The sequence below is a fragment of the Limnoglobus sp. genome, from assembly GCF_059499385.1.
In genome coordinates this window covers 1-11,128 of sequence record NZ_JCABYM010000154.1, presented here as the reverse complement: position 1 = coordinate 11,128, position 11,128 = coordinate 1, and the positions used below count along the sequence as shown (strand labels likewise).

Annotated in this window: 10 protein-coding genes; 7 read left to right on the top strand and 3 right to left on the bottom strand. The window is 69.0% G+C overall.

The annotated features are described in order from the left end of the window. The 3 genes from AC5JJ2_RS27055 to AC5JJ2_RS27045 form a co-directional block, all read right to left on the bottom strand. On the bottom strand, positions 1-996 hold a 996-nt coding region (locus AC5JJ2_RS27055), incomplete at its 3' end, for a glycosyltransferase family 2 protein (protein WP_495861177.1). 143 nt (positions 997-1,139) lie between these two features. After that, the gene (locus AC5JJ2_RS27050; protein WP_495861176.1) at positions 1,140-1,898 is read right to left on the bottom strand and encodes an ABC transporter ATP-binding protein; all 759 of its coding nucleotides are present in this window, start codon (positions 1,896-1,898) and stop codon (positions 1,140-1,142) included. 20 nt (positions 1,899-1,918) lie between these two features. Beyond that, positions 1,919-2,707, bottom strand: a complete 789-nt coding sequence (locus AC5JJ2_RS27045; RefSeq protein ID WP_495861175.1) for an ABC transporter permease — start codon at positions 2,705-2,707, stop codon at positions 1,919-1,921. Between the two features lie 237 nt (positions 2,708-2,944). Between AC5JJ2_RS27045 and AC5JJ2_RS27040 the strand changes: the two genes are divergently transcribed. The 7 genes from AC5JJ2_RS27040 to AC5JJ2_RS27010 all read left to right on the top strand — a co-directional run bounded on the left by AC5JJ2_RS27040 (position 2,945) and on the right by AC5JJ2_RS27010 (position 11,006). Continuing rightward, the gene (locus AC5JJ2_RS27040) at positions 2,945-3,775 is read left to right on the top strand and encodes a DNA-methyltransferase (RefSeq protein ID WP_495861174.1); all 831 of its coding nucleotides are present in this window, start codon (positions 2,945-2,947) and stop codon (positions 3,773-3,775) included. A gap of 180 nt (positions 3,776-3,955) precedes the next feature. Next, on the top strand, positions 3,956-4,288 hold the full coding sequence (locus tag AC5JJ2_RS27035; RefSeq protein ID WP_495861173.1) for an HPF/RaiA family ribosome-associated protein: 333 nt from the start codon (positions 3,956-3,958) through the stop codon (positions 4,286-4,288). Between the two features lie 36 nt (positions 4,289-4,324). Next, entirely contained in the window at positions 4,325-4,792 is a 468-nt protein-coding gene (locus AC5JJ2_RS27030) for a PTS sugar transporter subunit IIA (protein ID WP_495861172.1), read from the top strand. Beyond that, on the top strand, positions 4,789-5,079 hold the full coding sequence (locus AC5JJ2_RS27025; protein ID WP_495861171.1) for an HPr family phosphocarrier protein: 291 nt from the start codon (positions 4,789-4,791) through the stop codon (positions 5,077-5,079). Before AC5JJ2_RS27030 ends, AC5JJ2_RS27025 begins: the two co-directional genes overlap by 4 nt. Positions 5,080-5,245: 166 nt before the next feature. Continuing rightward, positions 5,246-6,991, top strand: a complete 1,746-nt coding sequence (gene ptsP / locus AC5JJ2_RS27020) for a phosphoenolpyruvate--protein phosphotransferase (protein ID WP_495861170.1) — start codon at positions 5,246-5,248, stop codon at positions 6,989-6,991. A gap of 185 nt (positions 6,992-7,176) precedes the next feature. Further along, positions 7,177-8,067, top strand: coding sequence for a TIGR03936 family radical SAM-associated protein (locus AC5JJ2_RS27015; protein WP_495861169.1), 891 nt, complete (start codon positions 7,177-7,179; stop codon positions 8,065-8,067). Between the two features lie 149 nt (positions 8,068-8,216). Next, a complete protein-coding gene (locus AC5JJ2_RS27010) occupies positions 8,217-11,006 on the top strand; it encodes an Rne/Rng family ribonuclease (protein WP_495861168.1) in 2,790 nt (929 codons plus the stop codon). The last annotated feature ends 122 nt before the right edge of the window (positions 11,007-11,128 follow it).

The window sequence follows — 11,128 nt, the reverse complement described above, 5'->3', positions numbered from 1 at the left end:
GACGCGCTCACCCCCCTCCCTAGCCCTCCCCCCCAAGGGGGGAGGGAACAAAACCCCGGAACCGCCATACACGTCGGTTCGGACCCGCCACCGCCGCGTCAGGTACCGCGACACCAGCGTCCGCGGCAGCCGGTCGAGGTACGACGCGAACGCCCTCAACACCGCCGCCGCGTTCGCCCACCGACTCTTCCCCGCCGCCGCGCGAACGAACGCGACCGGGACCTTCGCCAGCAGCACGAACCCGGACCAGACGGCCAGGAACGGGTCGCCGTTGCGCAGCGCCGTCAGCGCCCGGTTCCGCTCGACGTGGAACCGGAACACCGGCGACGCCTCGCCGGCCGCCGCCCCGTGGACGTGCCGCACCAGCGACCGCGGGGCCAGCACCGCCGGCACGCCGGCCAGTTGCTGCCGCCAGCCGGCGTCCAGGTCCTCGTAGTAGAGGAAGTAGTTCGGGTCGAGCACCTCGCCGGCCGCGTCCTTCCGCATCAGCACGGCCGCGCCGCAGCCGGCGAACACCGGGCCGCCGCCCTCGAACCGGCCGTCGTCGGGCTGGTCGAACCCGAGGTCCGCGCCGCGGCCGTCGCGGAGCAGGAACAGGCCGGCGCTGTTCACGACCGCCGGCCGGTCGGCGAACACCAGCTTGGACACGACCGTGCCGCCGGGGTTCTCCGCGGCCGCGGCCAGCAGCTCCTCCAACCAGTACGGGTCCGGGATCGTGTCGTTGTTGAGCAGGACGACGGCGTCGGAATGCGCATGTCGCGCGGCGACGTTGTTCCCCTCGGCGAACCCGAGGTTCACCGCCGACCGCACGAGCTTCACCCACGGGAAGCGAGCGGGGACGATGTCGGCCGACCCGTCGCGGGAGGCGTTGTCGAGGACGATGACTTCAAACGTGTGCCGGGGCGCGGTCTGCCGTTCGAGGGCGGCGAGGCACGCGGCGAGGTGCGGCCCGCCGTTGTAGTTGACGATCAAAATGCCGACGGGCGGGGTGTTCACCGCGGCCTCGGAGGGGAACCGTGACTTCCGAAGTCCGGCTTCGACTTCGGAAGTCGAGCGGAACCCGAGCGCACGGAAAGGGAAGGAACGCCCCCGCGGGGGATCGACTTCCGAAGTCGAAGCCGGACTTCGGAAGTCGAAGGTCACGCCGCCGCCGCGTCCGGGCCGCGGACGCTGGCCTCGTAGGCCCGCGCCACCTTCCCGGCCGGGCCGCTCATCCGGACGTGGCCGTGCTCCAGCCACAGGGCGCGGTTGCACAGCTTGTCGATCGACTTCAGGTCGTGGCTCACCATAACCATCAGCCGGGCGTTCGCCATCATCTGCTTCATCCGGTCGGCCGCCTTCATCTGGAACGCCAGGTCGCCGACGCTCAGCACCTCGTCGATCAGCAGCACCTCCGGCTCGATCGCCGTCGCGATCGAGAACGCCAGCCGCACCGACATGCCGGCCGAGTAGTACCGCACCGGCGTGTCCAGGAACTCGCCGAGTTCGCTGAACTCCTCGATCTCCCGCTGCTTCGCCCGGAGCGTCCGCGGCGTCTCCCCTTGCAGGTAGCCGCGGTAGCGGATGTTCTCCCGCCCCGTCGCGTCCGGCTCGAACCCGAGGGTGATGTCGAACAGCGAGCAAATCTTCCCGGCCACGGCCCGCGAGCCGGAAGTCGTCGGGTAGACGCCGGCGAGCAGCTTCAGGAGCGTGCTCTTGCCCGCCCCGTTGTGCCCGATCACGCCGATCCGGTCGCCGTCCTGCGCCGACAGGTCCACGTTGACCAGCGCCGGGACCCGGATGAGCGGGTTGCGGCTGGTCAGGAACATGCCGTTGAGGAGGAACTCCTTGAGCGACAGCCGGGTCGCCTTCCGGAGCGTGAACGTCAGCGACGCGTTCTTCAACTCGATCTTGGCCATCGGTGAGTCCCGGTGATGAATTACAACTGGAAGACGACCCGCTTTTGCAGCCACGCCATCGTGCAGCACGCCAGCCCGAACATGCCGAGCGTCAGGCTGCCGGTCGTCAGGAACAGGCCGGCCGGCGGCTCCGTCCCCTGCACCAGCGGGTGGCTGATGAGCATCAGGAAGTGGGCCGCCGGGTTGTACTCGATCACCCAGCTGCCGACCTTGTTCACCACCACTTCCGGGTTGTACATGATCGGCGTCAGGAAGAAGAGCAGCTGCGCGACCACGTCGATCAGGTGCTTGGTGTCGTGGAAGTACGAGTTCGCGAACGCGGCCAGCGTGGCCGTGCTCCAGCAGAACACGATCAGCATCAGGATCGCCGGGACGACGGACGCGAGCCGCGGCAGCACGTCGTAGGTGTCCTGCAACACGACCACGGCCGCGACGACGAGCGCGAGCGAGATGACGAAGTGGATGAACGTGCCGAGGACGGTCCGCAGCGAGTAGATGCTCAGCGGCAGCGGGGCCTGGCGGATGTACGCCTCCGCCCGGACGAACGCGTCGCACCCCTGGGTGACGGACCCCCGCATGAACTCCCACACGGCCAGCCCGCCGAGCAGGTACGGGGCGAACTTCCGCCAGTCCGCGCTGCCGAGGATGCCGCCGAACGCGATGCAGAAGACGACGGTCATCGCCAGCGGGTTGAGCAGCGACCACCCGATGCCGAGGACCGACCGGCGGTACCGGTTGCGGAGGTCGAGCCGGACGAGCGACGCCCAGAAGTAGCGGAACTGCCAAACCTGCTTCAGGTGCTGGATCATCCGTGATCCCGTTGGTGTGGAGCCAAATGAGAGTCCGAGGTCGGGAGAAGGTACTCGATCCGGCGAACCCCTGCCTAGCCCAATTTCTCACCCCGGTTCCGCCCGCGGCGCACGACTCGGCGCACGGCAGAATCGTTAAAATTCCCCCAATTCGCACGACGAATACAACTTGCGCATTCCGCACGACCCCGTATCATCACACTTCCCTCACCCGTTCCTCATGTGGCAGGCGGCCCAGTGAACGACACCGTCATCACCGGCGATTGCGTCCAAGTCCTGCAAAAACTCGAACCGGCCTCGGTCGATCTGGCGTTCGCCGACCCGCCGTTCAACATCGGGTACGAGTACGACATCTACGACGACCGCCGCGGCCGCGACTGCTACCTCGCGTGGGCCGAGACGTGGCTGACGGCCGTGAAGCGGGTGCTGAAGCCGACCGGCTCGCTGTTCGTCGCCATCGGCGACGAGTACGCGGCCGAGCACAAGGTCCGGCTGGACGCCCTCGGGTTCACGATGCGGAACTGGATCGTCTGGCACTACACGTTCGGCGTGAACTGCAAGAAGAAGTTCAACCGCAGCCACGCGCACATCTTCTACTACGTCGCGGACGCGGACCGGTTCACGTTCAACCCGGACCCGGTCCGCGTGCCGTCGGCCCGGATGACGACCTACGCCGACCGGCGGGCGAACCCGGTCGGCAAGCTGCCGGACGACACCTGGGTGTTGCGGCCGCAGGAGACGGACGGGCACTTCCAACCGGAGTCCGACACGTGGTACGTACCGCGGGTGTGCGGCACGTTCAAGGAGCGGCTGAACCACCCGTGCCAGATGCCGGAGGCGGTGCTGGAGCGGATCATCCGCGTCGCGTCGAACCCCGGCGACCTGGTCCTCGACCCGTTCGCCGGCAGCGGGACGACGCTGGCGGTGGCGAAGAAGCTCGGCCGCCGCTGCCTGGGGGTGGAACTGTCCGACGAGTACGCCGACGGCGTCCGGAAGCGGTTGCAGCAGATCGAGTTCGCCGCCCCGAAGCACACCCGGCGGGCGAAGGCCGCGGCGAAGCCGCGGTGACCGCTTTATATAGCCGCCGGCTTGCCGGCGGGTTTTGCGACTCCCTGTCATTCCGCCGGCAAGCCGGCGGCTATATCAATTCCTCCGCCCGATTGAACGCCCTTCCGCGGCCGGATACAATCGCTGGATGTTCGTGTCGCCCGACCGGTCGCCCGGTCGCCCTGGGGAAAGGACTACGCCGTGCAAGTGAAGGTATCCGCCCGCCACGGGCACCTCGACGAAACCGCCCAGGCCGAAATCCGCGAGAAGGCCGAGAAGCTCCTCCACTTCTTCGAGCGGGTGTCCCAGATCGAAGTCACCGTGGACCTCCGCGGTCTCGAAAAGAAGGCCGAAATCCTGCTCAACGCCGAGCACAAGCACGACTTCGTCTCCGCCGGCGAGGCCGCGGACCTCATGGCCGCCGTGACCATCGCCGTGGACAAGATGAAGCAGCAGATCAAGCATTACAAAGAGAAGATTCAGGACCACCGGCGGAACCCGTCCCACGGCGGGCCGGACGGCATCCGCGAGTAGCCGCCCCTTGGTCCCGAGGCCCGGTCGAGGTTTTCGATGAACTTCTTGATACCCGAAGCGATCACGCCCGCGCCGCTGTTCCAGGCGACGACCCGCGACGACGCCATCCGCGAACTCGTCGGCAGCCTGTTCCGGGCCGGCGTCCTCGCGGAGACGGACCAGCCGGACATCGTGCGGGCGATCCTCCGGCGGGAGCAACTCGGCACCACGGGCATCGGCCGGAACATCGCCATCCCGCACTCCCGGCACGGGGCCGTCACGCAGCTGACCGGGGCGCTGGCCGTGTCCGGGCCGGGGATCGGGTTCGACAGCGTGGACGGCGAGCCGGTCCACGTCATGATCCTGCTCATCTCCCCGCCGGACCGCCCCGGCGAGCACCTGCGGTCGCTCGAAAATGTGGTCACGACGCTCCGGGACGAGCTATTGGTGAAGGCGATCCGCGAGGCGACGACCCGCGAGGACATCCTCCGCATCCTGCGGGACCGGCCGGGGGGCGCGCCATGACCGCCGGCACGCTGAACGAGCCGATCCGCCGCACGGTCGTGGTCGTGAACCCGAACGGGCTGCACATGCGGCCGGCCACCACGTTCGCCACCCTGGCCGGGTCGATGGTGTGCGACGTGTTCGTGTGGAACGGCGAGAAGCGGGCGAACGGCAAGAGCCTCTGGGACCTGATCGGCCTGTGCGCGATGCCCGGCACGGAACTGCTCGTGGAGATCGACGGCGCGGACGCGGAGGCGGTGATCGGCCGGTTCATCGACATCCTCGCCTCGCCGGGCGACCCGGAGTAGGGCCAGTTTATATAGCCGCCGGCTTGCCGGCGGGGTTCTGCGACTCCAAAAACCCGCCGGCAAGCCGGCGGCTATATAACCGCGGCGGACGACGACTCGACCCACGTACATTCTCCCTGTGACCTCGCCCGGCCACGCGTCGGGCGGTCCCACGTTGGCGGCGCGAATGGAAACCAAGCACGGCATACCGGCCTCCCCCGGCATCGCCATCGGACCGGCCCTGGTGCTCGACACCGAGGGCGTCCGCATCCCCCGGCGGACCGTGCCCGCCGAGCAGGTCCCCGGCGAACTCGCCCGCCTCCAGGTCGCCATCTACCAGGCCATCGAGGACGCCCGCCGCCGCGAGCAGGAGATGACCACACGGCTGGGCAAGGACCTCGGCCGAATCTTCGCCGCGCACGCGCTGCTGCTCAGCGACCAGTCGCTCCGGTACGACCTGGAAATGCTCATCAAGGCGGAGTCGTACTCGGCCGAGTACGCCGTCAGCCGGTGCATCCGCTCGCGCATCCGCAGTCTCGACGACAGCGGCAACGAAGTTCTCTTGCGCTACCGCCCCGACTTCATCGACGTGGAGAAGCAACTCCTCCACCAGCTCCTCGGCGAGAACCGCGACTCCGGCGACGCGGCCGTGCAGGCGGTCATCGTCCTCGCCCACGACCTGACGCCCAGCGAGACGGCCATCTTCAACACGAAGATGGTCCGGGCGTTCGCCACCGAGTCCGGCGGCCCGACCAGCCACACCGCCATCCTCGCCGGGGCGCTGAACATCCCGGCCGTCGTCGGGTTGGGGAAGCTGCTCACCGACGTGTCCGGCGGCGACACCGTCATCATCGACGGCAACGAGGGGATCATCATCCTGGAGCCGGACGAGGACACGCTCGCCCGGTACAAGGAACGGCTCCGCAGCCAGGAGCACGTCCCGGACCCCTACGAGTCGCTCCGCGACTCCGAGCCGGTCACGAAGGACGGCGTCACCGTCCGCCTCCTGGGGAACATCGAGTTCCCGTCCGAGGCGGCCACCTGCATCGAGAAGGGGGCCACCGGCGTCGGCCTTTACCGGACCGAGTTCCTGTACGTCAACAAGACGACCGACCCGACCGAGGAGGAACACTTCGAGGCGTACAAGGAGGTCGTCACCACCCTCGGCCCGAACCGCCCGGTCGTCATCCGGACGCTCGACCTGGGGGCGGACAAGTTCTCCCCGGCGTCCGGCCCGCTGCACGAGAAGAACCCGTTCCTCGGCCTCCGCAGCGTCCGCCTGTGCCTGCAAAACCGCGCCCTGTTCAAGACGCAGCTCCGGGCGATCCTCCGGGCCAGCTGCTACGGCGACCTGCGGATCATGTTCCCAATGGTCAGCACCGTCCTGGAACTCCGACAGTGCCTGAGTTTACTCCGGGAAGTGGAAGAAGATTTGCACGACGCCGGAATCGACTACAAACCGAACGTGCCAGTTGGTACGATGATTGAAGTTCCGTCCGCGGCCATCATGGCGGACGTGCTGGCGAAGCAGGTCAGTTTCTTCTCCCTGGGAACGAACGACCTCGTCCAGTACACCCTGGCGGCCGACCGGAACAACGAGACGGTGGCCAACTTGTACAGCCCCGTCGATCCGTCCGTCCTGCGGCTGATCCACCAGGTCGCGCAAGTCGGCAATCGGCACGGCATCGAGGTCAACGTCTGCGGGGAGATGAGCGGCGAGCCGTTGTACACCGCCCTGTTGCTGGGGTTGGGCATCCGACAGCTCTCCGCGACGCCCCGGAAGATTCCTGAAATCAAGCACGTGATCCGGGCCTTGACAATCCCGGAAGCGGAGCGGGTGGCCAACGACGTTCTCCAAATGGAGACCGCCCGCGACGTGACGAGTTACTTACGCGGACACTTACGCCGCTTCCTCCCCGACGGGGTTGAGTAGCGTCCGGCACGGCCGACGCGCTCCCCCCGTGGGTCGAGACGACGATGAGGAACACCCGACAACCCGTTCCGCGACCAGGCGAGAGCCTGTCCTCGCACCGGACCGCCGGCCTCTGGGCGTCTCCATCCCGTTTCCGGGAGGGCGGCCGGAGGGGGTGACTTCGCTTCGGCGAAGTCCCACAACCGATGGTCGGTGACAAGCTCCGATTCCGATTCGAGAAGGCCGGCGACCTTCGCCTGCTCAGCCACCACGACCTCATGCGGTGCGCCGAGCGGATGATGCGCCGCGCCGCCGTCCCGTTCAAGATGACCGCCGGGTTCCACCCCACGCCGCGGCTCGTCTTCGCCCTCTCCCTTTCCCTCGGCATCGTCGGCCGCAACGAAGTCGTCGAACTGGAACTGACCGAACCCCGCGACGCGGCCGACGTGCTGGCCGCGTTCCGCCGCCAGGCCCCGGCCGGGTGGAACTTCCACTCGGCGACAGTCGTGCCGATGAAGGCGTCCGCCGTGCCGCGGCGGATCGTCTACCGGCTGCCGCTCCCCGCGGACCGGGTCGATGGCGTTCGCGAGATTGCTCAGGGACTGATGGCGGCGGGTGAAGTCTGGGTGGACCGCTACCACCCGCGGCCGCGGCAGGTGAACATCCGCCCGTACCTTCGGGGGATTCGCGTGAGTGACGCGGGCGGGCCTGGGACCGCGGGCGTCCCGCCCGCCCACCTTCCCCGCTCCGGGAACCTGTCTTTAGTGGCTGGCAGCGAAGCGGGCGGGACGCCCGCGGTCCCAGCGAAGACAGCCGCCCTCCTGTTAGACCTGTGGGTGACCCCCACCGGGACCGCCCGCGCCGACGAACTGTTGAAGCTGCTCCGCGTCGCCGACCTGCCGGACGCCGGGGCCGTGCTGGAACGCACGGAGTTGGAACTGACCGACGAAACACCGCCGGACGCGACCGACGGCCCGCCGACCGGGCCGGCCGTCACGCGGCCGCTGGACCTGCCGTCGGGCGCGGTGCCCGACGACGACGAACCCTCGCCGACCGCCACGTGGGGACTCTCCCCCAACGGGCCGGTCGTCGAATGACACGAACGGGGCCGACAGAGTAGTAGGCACACTCCGTGTGCCGTTTGCCATGTGCCGCGGAGACCTGCACGGGGTTCCGCGGCGTGAAGGAGACGGCACACGGAGTGTGCCTACTACTATCCGGCGGCCCTCCCACACTCGAGGACCGAATGAAGAAGGAAATGCTCATCAACGCGGCGCAGCCGGAGGAGTGCCGCATCGCCATCCTTGAGGACGGCGTGCTCGAAGAACTCTACGTCGAGCGCGCGAACCAGGAAACCTACGTCGGCAACATCTACAAGGGCAAGATCGTCAACATCGAGCCGAGCATCCAGGCCGCGTTCGTCGATTTCGGCGGCGGCCGGAACGGGTTCCTGCACGTCTCGGACGTGGACCCGGCGTACTTCAAGCACCTGCTGCCGAAGGACGTGGCCGCCCGGCTGGAAGCCGAACAGGACGAGGAGTACGGCGTGGACCGCCCGGACCGCGGCCCGCCCCGCGAGCGGAGCCGCGACCGCGGCGAGCGGGGTGATCGCGGCCCCCGCCGCGACCGGGATCGCGACCGTGGCCCCCGCCGCGAGGAAGCGCCGGCGGAGCAACCGCGGGAGATGACCGCCTGGCTCGAACCGCAACCGGAACCGCCGGCCCGCCGTTCCGCCCCGGTTTCGGACGAGGACGGCGGGTTCGGCACGGGGCTGATCGACGACCTGCCGCCGCCGGTGCCGGAACACGAAACCCCGCCGCCGCTGCCGCCGGAGGCGCGGGCCGTCGCCCCGGCCGTGCTGGTCCCCGCCGCGCCGCGGGTCGCCCCGCCCGCGCCGCCGACGGCCGTGCCGGACGACGAGGAAGAGGGCGGGTTCGGCGCGGGCCTGCTGGACGACGTGGCCGTCGAGCCGTCGTCGGAAGTCTTTGAAGAGGTCGTCGAGTTGGAAGTCGTCGAGGTTTCGACGGAAACGAACCCGATCGACCTGGAGGAGCAACTGCCGGACGCCGGCGAGGCGACCGACGAGAAGAAGCCGCGGGGCCGCGGCCGGGCGAAGCCGAAGAAGGCGGACGAAGCCGCCGACGAGAAGAAGCCGCGGGTTCGCCGAACGAAAAAGAAGGACGACGAGGGCGGGGACGAGCCGCCGCCGCTGCCGGTCGCCGGGGCGGAACACCGCACCACCGACGACGGCGATTCCGAGCCGGAAATCCAGCCGTTCTTCACCGACTCGACCGGGTTCGACCCGGACGCCCCAAACGACCGGTTCGGCGGCGGCGACGCCGAGGCCGTGAGCGGGTTCGAGATCGAGGAGGAGTCCGGCGTGTCCGACGCGCCGGCCGAGGCGGAAGGGGAGCCGCAGGACGAGCCGGAGATGGTCATCGGCCGCGGGTTCAACGACAACGAGCACGGCGAGTACCAGGGCGCGGACGAGCGCCGCGAACGGCGCGGCGGTGGTCGGGGGGACCGCGGCGACCGCGGCCGGGGCCGAGGTGATCGTGGGGACCGCGGCGACCGCGGGCCGCGGGGCGACCGCGGCGAGCGCCGGCCGGGCGGCGGCGGCCGGTTCGGCGGCCCGCGGCGCGAGCGGGAGTTCCCGCGGCTGCCCATCGAGAAGATCTTCAAGCGCGGCCAAGAGGTCATTGTCCAGGTCATCAAGGAAGGCATCGGTACGAAGGTCCCGACGCTGTCCACGAAGGTCAGCATCGCCGGCCGCTACCTCGTACTGATGCCGAGTCTGGCGCGGGTCGGCGTGTCCCGGAAGATCGAGGACCCGGAAGCCCGCCGCCGGCTGCGGGACATCATGAGCGAACTCCAGACGCCGAAGGGCGTCGGGTTCATCGTCCGCACGGCGGCCATTGACCGCGATGCGGAGGAGCTTCAAAACGACCTCGTCTACCTGCTCCGGTTGTGGCAGGTCGTCGCCCGCCGCATCCGCAAGGTGGCCGCCCCGGTCGAGTGCTACCGCGAGTCGGACATGATCACCCGCACCATCCGGGACATGTTCACGAAGGACGTGGACACGATCTGGGTGGACGACCCGACGGCGTACCAGCACGCCAGCGAGTTCCTCCAGATCGTGATGCCGAAGTTCGCGAACCGGATCAAGCTGCACGACGAGATCGTGCCGCTGTTCCACAAGTACAAGGTCGAGGACGAGATCGCGAAGATCAACCAGAAGCGGATCGACCTCCCCCGCGGCGGGTCGATCATCATCGAGCAGACGGAGGCGCTCGTCGCCATCGACGTGAACAGCGGGACGTTCCGGGCGGACAACAACGCCGAGGAGACGGCGTTCCAGATGAACATGATCGCGGCGAAGGAGATCGCCCGGCAGCTGCGGTTGCGCGACCTCGGCGGGGTGATCGTCAACGACTTCATCGACATGCGGGGCGAGACGCACCGGCGGAAGGTCGAGGACTGCCTCCGCGACGCGCTCCTGCGGGACAAGGCGCGGACGAAGATTCTGCGCATCTCGCAGTTCGGTATCATCGAGATGACCCGGCAGCGGCTGCGGCCGTCGTTGAAGAAGCGGATCTACAACGAGTGCGGGCACTGCAAGGGGACGGGGTACGTGAAGACGTGCGACACGACCGGCATCGAGGTGATGCGACTGCTGCACCTGGCCGTTCACCGGGCCGGGGCGAACGCCGGCGGGCCGTCCACGATCCACGTGGCCGTCCACCCGGAGGCGGCGTTCCACCTGTTGAACAAGCAGCGGAAGGTGATCGCGGCGTTGGAGGAGAAGGGCCGCACGGAAATCACGATCGTGCCGGTGGCGAACGTGTCGCCGGACCACCTGGACCTGAAGTGCCACGACGCGAACGGCAACGAGGTGCGGCTGCTGCCGGCCGCCCCGCCGCCGAAGGTGTACGGCGGCGACCGCGACCGCCGCGGCCGCGGCGGCCGGGACCGCGACCGGGATCGCGAGGGCGACCGCGAGGGCCGCGAGCGACGCTACCCCGCGCCGTTGGATTAAAGCTTTGTTCCCTCCCCCCTTGGGGGGAGGGTTAGGGAGGGGGGTGAGCGCGTCCCGCCCAATGAGCATCGCGTCCGAGGGAGGGAGCTGGGGGGGGGGGGGGGGGGGGGGGGGGGGGGGGG